Origin of the sequence: Anaeromicrobium sp., assembly GCF_025210435.1 — a bacterium.
GTDB lineage: Bacteria > Bacillota > Clostridia > Peptostreptococcales > Thermotaleaceae > Anaeromicrobium.
This window is the reverse complement of record NZ_JAOART010000114.1, coordinates 1-18766: the sequence shown is the minus strand read 5'-3', so window position 1 is coordinate 18766 and position 18766 is coordinate 1. Positions and strand designations below refer to the sequence as shown.

Below are 18766 nucleotides of genomic sequence, written 5' to 3'. Positions count from 1 at the left end.
ATAAATAATTATATAAAATATTATAATAATTATAGATATCAATGGAATTTAAAAAAGATGACTCCTGTACAATACAGAAATCATCTTTTAGCATCTTAATCTCTTTTTTTAGATTGTCCTTGACAAAGGTACCATTTTAAAAAGGTCTCTTTTTTATCTTATGTGCCTATCTAGTGCTGCTATCTCTTGGACTCTTCTTAGTCCCTCTTTAATAGTCCTTGCCCTTATTTCTCCTATACCTTCCACGTCATCTAATTCATCAGTAGTTGCCTTTAGTATTTTCTGGAAATTACCAAAGTGTATTACTACCTTGTGAATAATTGCCATAGGCAACCTTTGTATTTTACTTAACATTCTATAACCTCTAGGATGTACAGGTGTGTCTAATAATACATCTATACCTCCATAATAGCCTAGTATCTTGCATATATTTGTTAAATCTAATAATTCATCAGAAGATAAATACTTGATTTCCCTAGATGCATGGAGAATATCATCAATCCTAGAATCATGTATATAATCTTTAATTATCTGCTCTCCATCTTCCTTTACATTTACTAATAACTCTTCTAATTGCATATTTACAAGTCGGCCTTCATTTCCTAACTCCCTTATATACTTATCTATCTCTCCAACTATTTTCATTACCATTTCCGTTCTCTGTATAACTACTGCCACATCATATATGGTAACTAGATCTTCAAATTCTAGGGCTGTCAAATTTGTCATGGCCTGGTCTAATACCTTTTTATATTTTTCTAAGGTTTGTATGGCCTGATTGGCTTTATTTAATATCTTATTAGTATCTTGAACAATATACTTTGAGTATCCCTTATATATGGTAATTATATTTCGTCTTTGAGAAATTGATATTACAATTAGTCCCGTTTGTCTAGCAACACGTTCTGCCGTCCTGTGTCTTATTCCAGTCTCTGATGAAGGAATAGATGGGTCTGGAATCAATTGTGTGTTGGCATATAATATTTTCTTAGCATCTGAGCTTAGTATTATGGCTCCATCCATTTTAGCCAATTCATACATATAAGCAGGTGTTAAATCCATATTAATATTAAACCCACCATCTACTAAATTCATCACATCTTTATTATCACCTATTACTATTAAGGCTCCCGTTTTAGCTCTAAGGATGTTTTCAAGGCCTTCTCTAAGAGGAGTTCCAGGAGCTAATCTTCTTATGGATTCCATTATTCCTTCTTCTTTTATTTTATCATCTTTTACCAATTGTATAGCCCTCCCAATCTAGTTAATCCTTATTGTACCCCTATTTACTGTAAAACATTCCATTTATTGCTTCTTTTAAGGATTTTACTCCTATAATTTTTATTCCATCTATGTTTTCCATTTTCCTTACACTCTTATATGGAACTATACATTTTTTAAATCCCATTTTAGAAGCTTCCTTTATCATTTTGCTAATATGTGATACGGGTCTTAGTTCTCCTGTAAGACTTATTTCTCCTATGGCCAATACTTTAGTAGTCTCAATACTAATCCCTCTCATACTAGAGTATATGGCTAAAGCAAGTCCTAAATCACTAGAAGTTCCTTCTGGCTTTAATCCTCCCACCACATTTACATATACATCTTGATTAGTAAGGGGTAATCCTACTTTCTTTTCCAATACAGCCAACATTAGATTTAATCTATTTAAATCTATTCCTACGGCAGTTCTCCTTGCAAATCCTAGATTGGTAGGGGCTACTAAAGCTTGTATTTCAAGGAGTATTGGTCTAGTTCCTTCTAAGGAACTAACTACTATAGCTCCTTCCACATCAGGACTTAGACTCTCTAAAAATATCTCTGAAGGGTTTCCTACCTCTACTAACCCCTCTTCTTTCATTTCAAATACTCCTATTTCACTAGTAGTTCCAAATCTATTTTTAACGGCTCTCACAACTCTAAATTCTTGGGTTCTTTCTCCTGTAAAACTAAGTACAGTATCCACTAAATGCTCTAAAATCCTAGGACCTGCTAAATCCCCTGTTTTAGTCACATGGGCTACTATAAATATGGGGATATCATTTCCTTTACCTATTCTCATAAGTACATTACTACATTCTCTTACTTGTGATACACTTCCCGGTGCAGAAGATAGGTCTGGTTTAAATAAAGTTTGAATAGAATCTATAATAATAAATACAGGTTTAATTTCCTTAATATAATTTTCAATTACGTCCACATTAGTTTCTGATACTACCATTATATTTTCATGAATAGCATTAAGCCTCTGTGCCCTCATTTTTATCTGTTCTTCTGCCTCTTCTCCTGAAACATATAAAACAGTGCCATAATTCTTGGCTATTTTGTGAGAAGCTTGTAGTATAAGGGTTGATTTCCCTATACCTGGCTCCCCTGATATGAGTGTAAGGGACCCCTTTACAAGGCCTCCTCCTAATACTCTGTTTAATTCACCTATATGGGTATTTATCCTTTCATAATTTGCAGTCTTTACCTTATTAATAGGCTGAGGATATGTAGAACTAGTTAGAGTGGGAGATTTAGTATAATTTTTTACAGGTTTTTCTTCCACTAAGGAATTCCATGCTCCACATATACATTGACCCATCCACTTAGGACTTTCATTTCCACATTCTTGACATACAAAAACACTTTTTACTTTTTTAGCCATATTTTCACCTTTTTATTTTATATTCTTTTTATTTCCACTATTACCTTTATAATCTGATTTTATACCTTGATTTTACTCTAGTCAACGTATAAATAGGTATATTTAGGGTTTATTACTACTTTAGAACTACATATACAAAAAAAGAGTAAAGTCATAACTTTACTCCATGGCCACAAGGCTTACCTTGTTAGTTCCATTAATATTTCTTAAATGTCCTAGTATTTCATCCATTGGCAATTGACATTTTGAACGATCAAAGGTCATACTCACGTTGGCTATACCATTTATGGGAATGTCCTGATTTATAGTAAGCACATTAATTTTCATATCTGCAATTTCATTTAAAAGTTTAGATAATACTCCTGGCATATGATCTAGTAAAAGAGTAACCGTAGCCTTTTGACCTCCTTCTAATTGAGAAGGCAGGGATACATATTCCTTATACTTATAAAAAGTACTTCTACTTATGCCCGTTTTTTGGGTAGCTTCTGTTATCCCTCTAGCTTTTCCAGTTCTTAACAATTCCTTTGCCTCTAGTACTTTTTCAAATACTTCAGGTAATATTTTTTTATGTACAATAAAAAATTTTTTATCCATACAATATTCCCCTCGTCATTTTATTGAATTCCTTTTCACTTTTTTATATTAACATAAATAGAGTCTTTAAACAATTAATAAAAGACCGTGTTAAGGGTTTAGGCATACAAACCCTTAACACTAATTAAATATTATTTTTTCTTAAAGGAGATTTTTCCATTTTCTACTTTCACAACTACCATATCTCCCCCTCTGATAGTACCCTTTAATAGTTCTTCTGACAATCCATCTTCTAATAATTTTGTGATAGTTCTTTTAAGTGGTCTAGCTCCATATTCTTTATCATAGCCCTTTTCACCTAAAAGCTTTTTAGCAGGAGCAGTTATGTCCATACCTATTCCTAGGCTTTCCATCCTCTTCTTTAAATTTTCCACCATTAGATCTACTATCTTTAATATATCCTCTTGGTCTAATTGATGGAAGACTATAATGTCATCTATCCTATTTAAAAACTCTGGTCTAAACTTCCTCTTTAGCTCTATCATTACATTTTCTTTCATATTCTCATATTCATTTTTCTTTTCATCTTCTACTAATCCGGCAAAACCTAGTGTCTTTTGCTTTTTAATAGTCTGGGCACCCACATTTGAAGTCATTATTATTACTGTGTTTTTAAAATTTACTACCTTTCCTTTAGAATCAGTTAATCTTCCATCATCTAATATTTGAAGTAGTATATTAAATACATCTGGGTGGGCCTTTTCTATTTCATCAAATAACACTACACTATAGGGCTTTCTTCTCACAGCCTCTGTCAATTGGCCACCTTCATCATGACCTATATACCCAGGAGGTGAACCTACTAGCCTAGATACGGCGTGCTTTTCCATATATTCAGACATATCTACCCTAACTATACTATCCTCATCACCAAATAAACTTTCAGCTAGGGCCTTTGATAATTCCGTTTTACCCACACCTGTTGGACCTAAGAATATAAAGGACCCTATTGGTTTTTTAGGATCTTTAAGACCTACTCTAGCCCTTTTTACGGCCCTAGATACGGCATCTACTGCCTCATTTTGACCTATTACCCTTCTATGAAGAATATTTTCCATATTTAAAAGTCTTTGGGACTCTTCTTGGGCCAATTTTTTAACGGGAACTCCTGTCCAATCGGATACGGTTTGTGCAATTTCTTCCTCCGTAACTATTCCACTAGATTGATATTTCTTCCAATCTGTTTTTCTATTTTCTAATTCTTCCTTAGCAGATCTTTCCTTATCCCTTAGGGATGCTGCCCTCTCAAAATCCTGTTGACTAACGGCTGCCTCCTTTTCTTTGCATAATACTTCTATTTTTTCTTCTAAATCCTTAAGTTCCGGTGGCTGAGTAGCTATCCTAAGCCTTATCTTAGATGATGCCTCATCCATTAAATCCACTGCCTTATCTGGTAAGAATCTATCTGTTATATATCTACTAGAAAGTTCTGCACAAGCCCTTAGAGCACTATCAGTTATTTTAACCCTGTGATGGGCTTCATACTTATCCCTAAGACCCTTTAGGATTTCTATCGTTTCATCCACTGTTGGTTCCTCTATAGTTATAGGCTGAAATCTTCTTTCTAAAGCAGAATCCTTTTCCACATGCTTTCTATATTCATCTATGGTAGTAGCTCCAATTGTTTGAATTTCCCCACGGGCTAGAGCAGGTTTTAAAATATTTGATGCATCTATGGCCCCTTCTGCTCCTCCAGCTCCAATTATATTGTGCATTTCATCTATGAACAAGATCACATTTTGTGCTTTTCTAAGTTCTTCCATTACCCTTTTTAATCGATCTTCAAATTCGCCCCTATATTTGGCTCCAGCTATCATGGATGCCAAATCTAGTGTTACTACCCTTTTATCCCTTAATATTTCAGGTATATTTCCTTCCACTATTTTCTGAGCTAATCCCTCTGCTATGGCCGTTTTACCTACCCCTGGCTCTCCTATTAAGCAAGGATTGTTCTTAGTTCTTCTACTTAATATTTGAACTACCCTTTCAATTTCCCTTTCTCTGCCTATAACCGGGTCTAGTTTATCTTCCTTAGCCATATCTGTTAAATCTCTTCCATATTCATTTAAAGTGGGAGTATTTTTTTGCACCTGTTGCGAACCTTCCTTTAAACTGCTTTTTTCATTTCCTAGGAATTTCATTATTTCATTTCTCACTTTGGGAATTTCTAAACCTCCATCTAATAAAAGTCTAGCTCCAATTCCTTCCCCCTCTTTTAATAGGCCCAGTAGTATATGTTCTGTTCCCACATAATTATGGTTAAGCCTTCTAGCCTCCACTATACTAAGTTCAAATACCTTTTTACTTCGAGGAGTAAAACCCAATAGTTTGGTGAAAGTATTATCACCACTACCCACAAGCCTCTCTATCTTCTCTTCAATATATGAAACTTTTATTCCTAAATTAGTCAAAACCTTATAAGCTGCTCCCGTATCTTCTTTCAAAAGACCTACTAATATGTGCTCTGTTCCCACATATTTATGTTTAAAATTCTCTGCTGATTTTTGTGCTAATAATACGGCTCGCTGAGCCTTTTGAGTAAATTTTGAAAATATATCCATCCTATTCACCTCCGATTATGCCCTTAATAGATTTCTAACTATTTCTGACCTCTTCTTATTTATAAGATTAATATCTTCTGTATGAATTAACTTCTTTATATAAGGAGTTTGGGTCATAATAATCATTTTATTTATTAGGGATGAATCTATATGTTTTATTATGTCCAAAAATATACCTAATCTTAAGTTAGATATTAATTTCATACATTCTACTTCTTGCAATACCCTTGCATAATTTAATATACCTAAAGAACGATATATTTTATCCTCTAATTGAATCCTATCATCCGTAAGAAGTCGTTTTCTTATTTCCCTTTCCTTTTGGATGATTTGTTTTGTCACATGTTTTAAATTTTCTATTATTTCCTTTTCACTTCTACCTAAGGTAAGTTGATTAGATATTTGATATATATTTCCTAAGAACTTGGTTCCTTCTCCATATATGCCCCTAATGGCCAACCCCATTTGATTAGCCGCTTGAAATACCCTAGATACATAATCGGTAATAGTAATTCCTGGTAAATGAACCATAACAGAGGCTCTCATGCCCGTTCCCACATTAGTAGGGCAAGAAGTTAAATATCCAAGGCTTTCATCATAAGAATACCTTATATTTCCTTCTAACTCATCATCTGTTTTATCTGCCAATTCATAGGTCTCATTTAGTTGAAATCCTGGAAGTATGGATTGAATCCTTATATGATCTTCTTCATTTATCATAATACTTATGGATTGATCCTTGTTTAACAATACTCCTCCATAACTAGATTCTATTAGACTAGGACTTATTAGATGCTTTTCCACTAGTATATATTTGTCTTCATCTGCCATTTCCTTCATAAGTTTTAACTCATAAGCATCTTTATTCATATTCTTATTTATTTCATCATAAACTTCTTGCTGACTTTTATCTGTAAGGGCTATGGGAAAGGGAATATTCTCTATATTCCTTGCAAGCCTAATGCGGGTACTTATAACCACATCCTCATCTGGTCCACTACAATCTATCCATTTGGTCATATTAATCACCTACTCCCCTTTTAATATCTTTTCTAAACCTCTTATTTTATCCCTTAGGACTGCCGCCTGTTCAAATTCTTCCTTATCTATAGATTTACTAAGTTCCTTCTTAAGTCCATCTATTTCCCTTTTAATTATAAAATTCCCACCTATTTTTTTAGGTATTTTCCCCACATGTCTTTCATGACCTTGAACCCTCTTTATGAGGGGGTTTAATTTCAATTTAAAGGCATCATAACAATGGCTACATCCTAGTCTTCCTAGGTTCTTAAACTGAGAATAGGTCATTTTACAATGATCACACTCTGTAGTTTGAATATAATCTACCTTAAGTGGAGAATCTTGTATTGAATCTAATATACTAGCTAAAAAACTATTTATAGAAAAGGGAGTATCCATGGTCATCTTCTGTGATTCCTTTGCACATAATTCACATAAATGAATTTCTGTCTTTTTATTATTCATAATTTTAGTAAGGTGCACTGTGGCTGTTCTTTCATTACAGTTTTCACAAAACATAATATTACCTCCCATTAAAGTTTACAAGAGATAGAATCATCCCCTTCATAATATTAGCCCTAACCTCATCCTTTATATTCGTAGAAGTAATTAAACTTCTATCACTTATGGCTGAAATCATAATCTGGGCTTCCCTATCTGTAATAAATTTTTTATCTTTCAATACACCTATTACAGATTTAGCTTTCATAGCAGAAATAGCATTTCCTATTTCATGGAGTATTAATTTGATAAAGTTCTCTTTATCCATATTAGTTTGAACTATTTTTATATGGCCGCCTCCACCTCGTCTACCCTCTACTATATATCCCTTATCTAGGCTAAATCTAGTAGTAAGAACATAATTTATTTGAGATGGTGCACACTTAAAATAATTGGCTAACTCATTTCTTTGTATCTCTATTTCCCTGTCATTTGCATCTTCTAATAATTCCTTTATAAATATTTCTATAATATCGCTTATGCGTGCCATACAATCACTCCGTTTTTGACTTTCTTTGACTTTAATATAATTATAAAATATATTTTTCCTTTTATCAACCCGGAACTTTTCCAATTTTTAGGGTTTCAATTATAAATCTATATGTATTATTTCCCAAAATAAAATTTATAAAATAGGAAAAACAAAAAGGACTAACTTTTCGTTATGTCCTTTTTATTATCTAGCTATTTTGAAAAAATATTGTACAATATATATGCTAAATCCCTGTTATTAAATTCTTTGTCATCATATTGGTCAAATATATTTAATGTTATTTCTTTGTATCTATCTGATCTAGATTGAGCTTCTATACTATATAAAATCATATTCCTTAGTTCTTCTATGGTTATTTCTTCATTTAATTTTAGCTCTTCTTCCTTATTTTCAATAAGGTCATCCTTTATGGCATTTTTCACATATTCATAATAGGGACTATCATAGTTCACATCCCTATACAATACTTCTATTTCATCCCCCATATAGAGTATTCTATTTCCCAATATTTTAGACATTAATTTTATTACTTGTCCACGAGTTGGTTTTTCCTCTAAGTTGTAATCTCTATCTATTATATTTCTAAGGTATAGTATCTCTAATACTTCCTTGTATATACCTTCTCCTTCATATATGTTCTCTTTTAATTCCATGTGCTTTTCATAATCATCTTCTTTAATTATACTTCCATCTATTGCCTTTATTTTCTCAGGACTTTTTATGGCATATACTAGTTTTAAATTATTTTCTTCAAGTATATATTTCATAATCAGTTTCAAGTTATTAAAATATATTTCCGTTGCCCTTTCCTTATTCATTATGTCTTTAATAAATTCATAATCTAACCCTTCTGAATCTATAATATCCCTATAAATATTTTTATATTCTCCTCTGTTGGCATCTACTAAATGGGCATCATAACCAAACATTGGCCTATATATATAATCTTCATCTTCTTTAATCAACTTCATATGTATATTATCTTTTAATATGTTCTTAGCCCTATCTTCACCTATTAAATCTTTCCCTTTATCTACTGAATCATACTTTTTTAATCCATTGTCATAATAGGTTATTTCTTCAGTATTTCCATCCACATATACCATGACAAAACTTTTATCTACTTTTATCCCTTCTATATATTCTTCATACCAAAATACATAATTATCTAGTTGGGAACCTATTATAACATGATCCTTTAATTTTAAATTATAAAATCTATTATCTATATTTTTCTTTAAAAATTCATCTGCTATTTCTTTTCCCTCTTCCATAGTTATATTAGGAAGAATTTTATCATCTCTTTTATCCCTATACCTATAATTATAAACCCTATTATCTATTAAAAATCTCATGGTTTCATTTTCATTTTCCACATTTATTTCAAATTCATTATGCTCCCCGTCAAAACTAATTGTAGTCTTATAATCCCTTTTTATATCCTTATTAAAATTTTCTTCCATAAACTCTTCTAATTTATCTAATGCATCTTGCATGGACATTTCCTCATTCGCATAAGAAGAACTAGGAAAGAATACTATTATGGCTAATATTACAATAAAGGCTATATTCTCTATAACTTTCATTTTTTTCTCCTCTCCCCCTAGAGTATATTATTTATTTAAAATTATATCACTTATACGTAAAAAACGGTGATAAAAATCACCGCTTTTTTATAGTTCTAATGTATCAATTCCCTTTTTAATAGATTTTTAAAAGATGGTGATTTAAAAATCACCGTCTAAGGCATATTCAAAAAATAAATTAGTCATTTCACTGGTTATTTCTTTCATATGCCTAAATATTTATTTATCTTCTTTATAGCTTTGTACAATCTTGTCACTTAAGTGCATAGGTACTTCGTCATATCTAACAAATTCCATAGTAAAGCTTCCCCTTGCTTGAGTCATAGATCTTAAGTCTATGGCATATTTAAATAATTCTGATTGAGGAGCTTCTGCTATAACCTTTTGATTTCCGTCACCAGTTGGTTCCATACCTAGTATTCTACCTCTACGTTTGTTCATATCTCCCATAATGTCACCCATATAATCATCTGGCATTACTACTTCCACCTTCATAATAGGTTCTAGTAATACAGGGGTAGCTTGTTCCATTCCCTTTTTAAAGGCTAAGGATGCAGCTATTTTAAATGCCATCTCAGATGAATCCACATCATGGTAAGAACCATCATATAATATGGCTCTCATATTAACAACTGGGAATCCTGCTAATACTCCAGATTCCATACAATCTCTTAATCCCTTTTCAACGGCCGGTATATAGTTTTTAGGTACAGATCCTCCAAATATTTTTTCTTCAAATACAAAATCCTCATTTGCAGGCTCAAACTTTATTTTTACATCTCCATATTGACCATGTCCACCAGACTGTTTCTTATGTTTACCTTGAACATCAGCCTTTCCCTTTATAGTTTCCCTATAAGGAATCTTAGGATCAGCCAAGGTTACATCTACACCAAACTTTTCCTTTAATTTTGCAGTTACAACATTTATATGCATATCTCCTTGACCACCAATTAATGTTTGACGGGTTTCCTTATTTCTTTCTACTATGAAAGTTGGGTCCTCTTCCATTAATTTATGTAATCCAGTTCCTATCTTTTCTTCATCACCTTTAGACTTTGGCTCAATTGCCATGAATAGAGTAGGTTGTGGGAAGAAGATATTTTTATACTTAATTGGATTATTTTTATCACATAAAGTATCTCCCGTAGAAGCATACTCTAATTTTGATACGGCTACCACATCACCTGCTATTGCCTTTTTAACATCTATTTGTTTCTTACCCCTTAGGGTAAATATATGACCAATTTTTTCTATTTCATCCTTATCTGGATTATATACTTCCATATCAGAATTTAATTCACCAGATATGACCTTCATAAGAGAAATCTTTCCCACATATGGGTCAACTACAGTCTTAAATATCAATGAAGAAAATGGTTCACTAGGTGTAATTTCTCTAATTATTTCCTCTTCATTATTAGGGTTTATTCCCTCATAAGCTGCCATATCCTTTGGATTAGGCATATAATCCTCTATCATATTAAGGAGGGTATGGGTTCCTATGTTATTTATAGCAGAACCTACTAATACAGGAACAATATCTCCTGCAAGTACTCCCTTTCTAAGGCCCTTATGAATTTCTTCTTCAGTAAAAGGTTCACCTTCAAAGTATTTTTCCATTAACTCTTCGTCACTTTCTGCAACGGACTCTATAAGCATTTCTCTAATTGGATTGATTCTCTCTAGCCATTCTTCCTTAATGGGAGCATCTACACATTCTTTTCCGTTATACTCCCTAGCAACCATATCTGCCACATTAACTAAACCTCTCAAACCATTATCAGTTCCTAGTGGTATGGCAAAGGGTGCTATAGCCTTTCCAAAGTGTTCTCTTAATTGATTTATAATCTTATCATAGTTAACATTATCCTTATCCATCTTGTTAATATAAACTATTCTTGGCATCTTTCTTTTAGCTAAGTACTTCCATGCCTTTTCTGTACCAACTTCAACTCCAGAAGATGCATCTATTACAATAACTGCTCCTCCTGCTATTCTTAAGGCTCCATTCACTTCTCCTACAAAATCAAAATATCCTGGGGTGTCTAATATATTATATTTATTATTTTTCCATTCAATAGGAATTAAACTCGTACTAATAGATAATTGTCTTTCTATTTCTTGTTTATTAAAGTCAGAAACAGTATTTCCATCTTCAGTTTTTCCAATTCTATTGTTAAGTTTTGTTGTATATAGCATAGCTTCAGTTAAGACAGTTTTTCCACAACCTCCATGACCAAGTAATGCTACATTTCTTATTTTATCACTTGCGTATTGTTTCATAATGACTTCCCCCTCGCCTTTATAATGATGTGGTTTAAAATGACAAATGCACTCTAAATATACCTATTCTGTATTTTTCTGAAAATTCCTCCTTTTCATTCTATTTCTTTTGTAAATTTTCTGAATTATTTCATCATTTTTCCATATGTTCTAACTTTATTATGGATTTATCATTTCTTTTTATACGCAGATACTGAAAAAAGTTACTTTGAGCATAAGGCATACCCTTTTATTTTATTACTATATCTAAATACTTTAATAATCCCATAGCTTCTGGTAATGAAAACTTTGCTTTTTTTATGTTGTTATTCATAGGATCTATATCATATCCCTTTGCATCTATGAAATTGGCCTTCTTTAAAGTAGTGTTAGAAAATATACTTCTTATAAAGATGACATTCCTAAAATCACATTCTTCTAAGTTAGAATCCACAAAATCACTACTACTTATTTCACATTCCTTAAAACTAGTTTTTTTCAAATTCAAGCTAGAAAAATTACAATTATTAATAATATTTTTATGAAAATTCATTTCTACTATGAAAGTATCACAATGGCTAAAGTTTATACCCATTAACTTACATTGTTGAAATAAGACTCCCCTTAATCTACTTTCTTTAAAATTAGTTAAAGTTAAATTACATCCTTTAAATACACAATCTTCAAAGGTACTAAGGGAAAAATTCACCTCTGAAAAATCACAGTTTGTAAACTCACAATCTTCAAAGGTTTTATCTGATAAATTTTCTTCATAAGCATCTATATTATTAAATTTTTCATTTTCAAATTCTATTTTGTTAAACATTAAAACACCTCCATATTACCATTTAAGAATCAACAGCTTCAAATATGTTTACCAAAAGTAAGCTCACATAAAGGAAGTTTCCAAATTATAAATCTATACTTATTTTAACATTTCATATGATATATTTGGAAATCTTTAAAAATTGTTTTTACTCTGAAAAAAAGAATTATTTTCCAAATATGTCTTGATTTTTTTTGAGTTTTATATTAAAATTTAGATAAATGATAACAAAATAATACATTTTGTTCCATTTTTTTACATCAATTTCACTTCGCACATATTTTCTTTTTATCTCCTCATATGTTGATAAAGGCACACTCGTCGAAAGGCGAGGTCGCAAAGCTATGGGTCTAAGGAAACAATTTCTATGATTGCCAGGTTACCAGCATTACCTTTTTTTTAAAATTAATACTAATACAATCATCTAGAAACTTTACATAAATATGTAAAGTTTTTTTTATATAAATAAAAAGGCCCTTAAAATTAGGACCTTCTATAATATATGAAACCTTGTACTACTACCTTGATTTGTACTAATTACTTCAAGACGATTGTTTATTCTCTCTTTCAAAGTACTTACATGTGATATGATACCTACTAATCTTCCTGATTCCTTTAAGTCAATCAAACAGTTTATGGCACTATCTAAAGATTCACTATCTAGAGTTCCAAAACCTTCGTCTACAAACATAGTATCTAAATTTATTCCACCTGCATAGGATTGGACAACATCAGATAGGCCTAGTGCTAATCCTAGGGACGCTTTAAAACTTTCCCCCCCTGATAAAGTTTTTACGTGCCTATACTTTCCCGTATAATTATCTAGGACTTCTAGCTCTAGGCCACTTTGTTTTCTTTTATCTAGTCTAGTATTTACCCTGTTTAATACATATCTTCCTTGAGTCATTTTCTTTAATCTCATATTTGCCGCATAGATTATATCATCTAAAAAGGCTGCTAATACGTATCTTTCAAAGGTTATACCCTCTTTGTTTTGACCCTTTGCCACCTGGGCTAAATGTCCTATGAGTCTATATTTTTCTTCCTTTACACTTATTTCTTCTGTAATCTTTTTTATTATCTTCAAATTTTCCTTATTTATTTTCATATTACTTTCTAATGTAGCTTTAAAAGAAGTTTTTTCCTTTAGCCCCATCTTTATATTATTTATTTCTTCTTCTAATTCTTTCACATCTATATATTTTAAGTCCTTAGTTTCCTTTTTCATATCTTCATATCTATCCATTACAGATTTAAATTTTTCATCAAAGGACTTTATTTTTTCTTCCATGGATTTTATATTATCTATTTTGTCTTTCCAAAGGGAATATTCTTCATTAGATTTTAATATGCTATTTTTCACTTGTTCTTCAAAGGCATCCCTAGATTTCTTTTCCTTTTCCATTAAAGAATCCCTGCTCTTTTTCATCTCTTCTTCTCGAGCTTTTAAATTTACATTATGATTCTTTTCTTTATCATATCCTTCACGGGCAGCCTTTAGATTTTCTTTCATTTTTTCATATTCTTTTTCCCTTTTTTTAACTAGACCTATGTAGTATTCATAGTCTAATAGTTTTTCATCTATATGGGATTTTATTAAATTAAACTGAGATTTTTCAAATACATATTTTTCGTTAAGGGACTTATATTGGTCATTTGTTTTTTTAATCTTCTCTTCATTTAATTTTATAGATTCTTTTATATCTTTTAGTTTTGATTTTTTAAGGTCCCTATCCTTCATATTCTTTTCCGTATTTTTTATTTTCCCATTTATACTTACTAAACTTTCATTAAATTCTTTTTCCTTTTCCCCTAATAATAGATTAAATTCCTTTGATTTTAAAGGATTTAAATCCATACCTATTAAATGGGATAATTCTTCCTTATATTGTTCAAATAGGGTTTTTTTAACTTCTAGCTCAGATTTTATGTTTCTGAAAGTCTCATCGGCACCCTTATAGGATTTTTCCTTTTTTTCTAAATCACTTTTCTTTGATTCTAATTCCTTTTTAGATGGAACATATTCCTTAGAATTGGCTAATTTTATATGTTCCTTAGCCCCACAGACAGGACATGGGTCTCCATTATGTAAATCTTTAGCTAATAAATAGGCCTGTCCTTCTAACCATAGTTTTTCTAATTTCTTATAGTCCTTTAACTCTCTTTCATAATCTTCCTTTAATTTTTTAAGTTTATCCTTAGCACTTTTAAAGTTATTTAAGTAACCATCTAAAGTTTCCATATCCCTATGGATCTTAACTATTTTATTTAATATACTTTTTTTGCTTTCATATTCATGCTTATATTTTTCATAGGCTATGGTTATATCCCTAGATTTTTCTAAAGATTCTCCAATCTCTTCTTCTTCAGTTTTTAATTTTTTCATATTTGCTTCTAATTTCTTTATTTCTAATTCTATATTTTTAACTTCCTTCTCTAATTTTTCTAAATTTCTCTTCCTAATATTGAAGGATTTAATATTTTCTTCTTTAGACTTTAGATCTTCTATTTCCTTATATAAGTTATTTCGAATTTCTTCCTTATCCTCTTCATCCTTTAACTTATTTTTTAGGCTAAGTATTTTTTCATCACTAATTTTAATTAAATTAGCTAAATCCTTTAAACCTTTATTTTTTTCATTTTTCTCCCTTAATACTTCATCATAATTATCTTCTAAATACTTTATATTTTGAGCAGCCTTAATTTTTTCTAGGTCAATCTTATTTTTTTCTATTTCATCTTTTTTACTTTCTAAGATATTCTTTTCTTCCTCTATCCTTTCCTTTTTTAATATTTTTTCATTATTCCCTTTAGTTTTTAATAGTTCCTTATTTTTATTTTCTTCATCCTTTTCTATAATCTTTATTTCATCTTTTATCTCCTTGATTTTTTCTTTATAATCTTTTATATGTTCTTCAATCTTAGGAATAATCTCTATTATACTTCTATCACTATCTATAAAACTTTTAAGTTCATGATTTTCTCCACAATTTATTACCTTAACTCTTTCATTTCTCCTAGTCTGACTATTCTTTATTTCCTTATATAATTCAGAGGCTTGAGCATCTAGTTTTCTCTCTACTAGCTTATATATACTCGTATCAAATAACCTTTGTAATACCTTCTCCCTTTCTTGAGAATCAGATATAAGTAATTTTCTAAATTCTCCCTGGGGAATCATGATTATTTGTCTAAATTGGCCCACATTTATGCCAAGTAAAGTTTCTATTTCCTTAGTAACATTATTTACACCCCTAATTATTTTGTCTCCATCTAGTTCCTTTAGGGTTGCATCAGGCTTTTGTTCTGTATATCCCTCTCCCCTACTCTTTTTCTTAACTTGTCTTGGTATCCTATGGACATGATACCTTTTACCCCTAAGTTCAAACTCAAGTTCCACTTCTGTTAATAGACTATCCTTTGCAAATTGACTTCTTAGGCTGTCTACACCCCTTTGTTCACCGCTACTTTCTCCATATAGTGAGTAGGTTATTCCATCAAATATGGTAGTCTTTCCAGCACCTGTAGGCCCCGTTATTAAAAATATGTTTTTATCTTCAAGTTTACTAAACTCTATAATTTCCTTCCCTGCATAGGGCCCAAATCCACATAAAGTAAGTTTTAAGGGACGCATTACACTTCTCTCCCTTCACCTTTTAAAGTCTTTATAACACTAATTAATGTATTAGTCTTTTCTTCATCAAATTCATTTTTAGTCATACTAGCATAAAACTCATCAAATAAGTCTATTAATGATTTTTTAGTATATTCCTTAGATGCACTAGTCCTTGTGTTTTCCAATTCATCCCTAGATTCTCTCTCAATTCTTAGTATATTAGGATATACTTGTCTCAATTTTCCTATGGGATCTATAATTTCTCCCTCATCTGTTAATATGGCCATTATATAATCATCACAATTAGTACCCTCATACACACTAGGGTCTAATAATTTATTTATCTCACCCTTTATCTTTCTCATGTCCCTAATGGTATTTAATTTCTCAAATTTCATTTCAACTTGTCCATCTTCATTCATATCTATTAGGGTCACAGATTTATTTTGATTAGTTTCAGAAAAGGAGTATTTAAGTAATGATCCTGAATATCTGATTTTTTCTTCTTTAACCCTTTGTGGTCTGTGTAAATGACCTAAAGCCACATAATCAAAATCCATAAAATGATCTACACTAACATACTCACTACCACCTATAGATAGGGGAAGTTCCGACTCTGAAGTCTCAGGGTCCCTATCTCCCCTCAAAAAGGAATGGCAAACTAATATATTCCTTTCATCCCTATTCATATTTTCTTTTATCTTATCTATTATTACTTTCATAGCCATATCATGGCTCTTTACTTCTTCATCCCCATATACTTCCCTTACTATTACTGGATCTGCATAGGGTAGAAGATAAAAGTTCACAGGGCCATGTTCATCTTCTATTTTTATAGGTTCTATAGTATCCTTTATTTTTCCCTCTATATATAGTCCCTTGTTTTTAAGTATCTTGTTACCAAAGGATACCCTATCAGCAGAATCGTGATTCCCCCCTATGGCAACTATTTTCACCCCCATATCTATTATCCTAGTAAATACATAATCTAGTAGTTCCACAGCCTCCACTGGAGGGATAGACCTATCATATAAGTCTCCTCCTATTATTACTACCTGTGGTTTTTCTATTTCTATTAATTTTATGAATTCTTCTAATATATATGCCTGGTCTTCTGTCATGTGAATACCGTGGACTAATTTTCCTATATGCCAATCTGCCGTATGGATTATCTTCATGCTTATCCTCTCCTAAATAAATATCACTACTATTTTATCACATGTAATTATATCCTTAAGAACCTTATAAAAAGTGACACATTATTAAAGAGATATGAGTTATTTCTCATACCTCTAATTTACATATTAATTATAATAGATTATAATTTAGAATCTTTTTGTTATATTTATGTATCAAATATTGAATCTCCTTCAAAATTTTTCATATTCATTTAAGTATCTACTCTTAAATTTCTTTATTTTAGCCTTTTCATCCTCTGAAAATCTATCACTATGGATTAAACTATCTAATTTATCACACACTAAATTTTTCTCTTCCTTAAATTTTGATTCAAAAACAATATGGCCTACATAATTTTCCATAAGAAAGTCATTTTTTATAAGTTCTTTCATAAATACTCCACTGTCCCGTAAGAAAGCCTCATATATGATGAAACCATATGCCTCTGCTGCTGCTCCGTCCACATGATTAGTTATATAGAATAAATTCTTATAATCTTTCTCTTCCATAGTATTAACATCTATAATTCCTATCAAACTGTCTAAGTAAATATCTTCACCCATATTATAATCATCCACATAAGATAAATACTTTAAAAGGTCACTATGATCTCTTTTAGTTAAATTCTTTTTATTGTATAATTTTTTTAATTTATATTTATAATAATCTTCTTCATTCAATATTAATATCTCATCTATACATAGATCATCATATTTATTTCCCTCATAGGTATCTAATATGGTCAGTCTAAATTTATCCATTATATAACCCTTATAATTATCCTTTAATATATAATCTAAATTAGACACAAATCCACCTTCATAATACTCTCTATCCACCAGGTCTACTACAGACTCCTTTATTTTTTTCCCTTCTTTAAACATCTCTAGTTTTAACTTTTTCACTCGCCTATTGTTATAATAGGTAGCTTCATTTTTCCTATATCCATTAACTATACCTATAACTCCTATAGGTATTGGATTTTTAAATTCTACCTCTATCCATTGCCCTTTATCATTTCCTTTAGTTCCTGCCACCCATACTCTATTTAAATCTTTATCAAAGGCATTTTCTAAGGGATATTTCTTTAAATTAGTAGATGCCTCACTTCTTTTTATATTATAAAATCTTACTTCCCTGGCCTCTATTTCACTCTTTTGTCTATCATTTTTATATGCAGGTAGTATATCATCTGCATATATATAGCTGTCGTTTAATATTCCTAACAAAAACATGACTAAACATAACATTAAAATATTTCTTATTCTCAAATTAATCCTCCTTATCTATATTGGGTTAAATAGGATAAACCATATAAATTCAGATCCTTCGTGAACTACTCTCCACTTACCTAACGGTTGAAGTGGGAGCTTCTTGGTCAATAGCACCAACGTGCCAAGTTTACCCAAGCTAACAAGGTCGCACCGACCTCACATAAGTACCAAAATTATATAGCTAATTTCAGTAGATTT

At 31.1% G+C, this 18766-nt stretch carries 14 protein-coding genes and 1 riboswitch; of the genes, 1 reads left to right on the top strand and 13 read right to left on the bottom strand.

What is annotated here, in order from left to right:
* Positions 1–99, top strand: a 99-nt coding sequence (locus N4A57_RS14145) for an IS3 family transposase (protein ID WP_293658633.1), incomplete at its 5' end; no start/stop codon positions are given.
* A 54-nt stretch (positions 100–153) separates the two neighbouring features.
* On the opposite strand, the gene disA is transcribed toward N4A57_RS14145, so the two are convergent.
* From disA to N4A57_RS14080, 13 genes are all read right to left on the bottom strand, one after another.
* Entirely contained in the window at positions 154–1206 is a 1053-nt protein-coding gene (gene disA, locus N4A57_RS14140; protein WP_442863862.1) for a DNA integrity scanning diadenylate cyclase DisA, read from the bottom strand.
* 76 nt (positions 1207–1282) lie between these two features.
* Positions 1283–2650 (bottom strand): DNA repair protein RadA, encoded by a 1368-nt coding sequence (radA, locus tag N4A57_RS14135; RefSeq protein ID WP_293658645.1) that lies wholly within the window; start codon positions 2648–2650, stop codon positions 1283–1285.
* A gap of 159 nt (positions 2651–2809) precedes the next feature.
* Positions 2810–3247: an ACT domain-containing protein gene (locus N4A57_RS14130; RefSeq protein ID WP_293658644.1), complete on the bottom strand. Its 438-nt coding sequence runs from the start codon at positions 3245–3247 to the stop codon at positions 2810–2812.
* Positions 3248–3378: 131 nt separating this feature from the next.
* Positions 3379–5808, bottom strand: coding sequence for an ATP-dependent Clp protease ATP-binding subunit (locus N4A57_RS14125; protein ID WP_293658643.1), 2430 nt, complete (start codon positions 5806–5808; stop codon positions 3379–3381).
* A gap of 15 nt (positions 5809–5823) precedes the next feature.
* Entirely contained in the window at positions 5824–6828 is a 1005-nt protein-coding gene (locus N4A57_RS14120) for a protein arginine kinase (protein ID WP_293658642.1), read from the bottom strand.
* A gap of 9 nt (positions 6829–6837) precedes the next feature.
* Complete coding sequence (locus N4A57_RS14115) at positions 6838–7347, bottom strand: UvrB/UvrC motif-containing protein (protein WP_293658641.1); 510 nt, start codon at positions 7345–7347, stop codon at positions 6838–6840.
* Positions 7348–7351: 4 nt separating this feature from the next.
* Positions 7352–7819: a CtsR family transcriptional regulator gene (locus N4A57_RS14110; RefSeq protein ID WP_293658640.1), complete on the bottom strand. Its 468-nt coding sequence runs from the start codon at positions 7817–7819 to the stop codon at positions 7352–7354.
* Between the two features lie 194 nt (positions 7820–8013).
* A complete protein-coding gene (locus tag N4A57_RS14105; protein WP_293658639.1) occupies positions 8014–9408 on the bottom strand; it encodes a YcdB/YcdC domain-containing protein in 1395 nt (464 codons plus the stop codon).
* A 219-nt stretch (positions 9409–9627) separates the two neighbouring features.
* Positions 9628–11694 (bottom strand): elongation factor G, encoded by a 2067-nt coding sequence (fusA, locus tag N4A57_RS14100; protein ID WP_293658638.1) that lies wholly within the window; start codon positions 11692–11694, stop codon positions 9628–9630.
* A 229-nt stretch (positions 11695–11923) separates the two neighbouring features.
* Complete coding sequence (locus N4A57_RS14095; RefSeq protein WP_293658637.1) at positions 11924–12499, bottom strand: pentapeptide repeat-containing protein; 576 nt, start codon at positions 12497–12499, stop codon at positions 11924–11926.
* A 301-nt stretch (positions 12500–12800) separates the two neighbouring features.
* A riboswitch (cyclic di-GMP riboswitch) is annotated at positions 12801–12886 on the top strand.
* A 106-nt stretch (positions 12887–12992) separates the two neighbouring features.
* A complete protein-coding gene (locus N4A57_RS14090; RefSeq protein ID WP_293658636.1) occupies positions 12993–16133 on the bottom strand; it encodes an AAA family ATPase in 3141 nt (1046 codons plus the stop codon).
* A complete protein-coding gene (locus tag N4A57_RS14085) occupies positions 16133–17293 on the bottom strand; it encodes an exonuclease SbcCD subunit D (RefSeq protein ID WP_293658635.1) in 1161 nt (386 codons plus the stop codon). Before N4A57_RS14085 ends, N4A57_RS14090 begins: the two co-directional genes overlap by 1 nt.
* A gap of 192 nt (positions 17294–17485) precedes the next feature.
* Positions 17486–18565 carry a discoidin domain-containing protein gene (locus N4A57_RS14080; protein WP_293658634.1) on the bottom strand — a complete coding sequence of 360 codons (1080 nt, stop codon included), beginning with the start codon at positions 18563–18565 and terminating at the stop codon, positions 17486–17488.
* Positions 18566–18766: the final 201 nt, after the last annotated feature.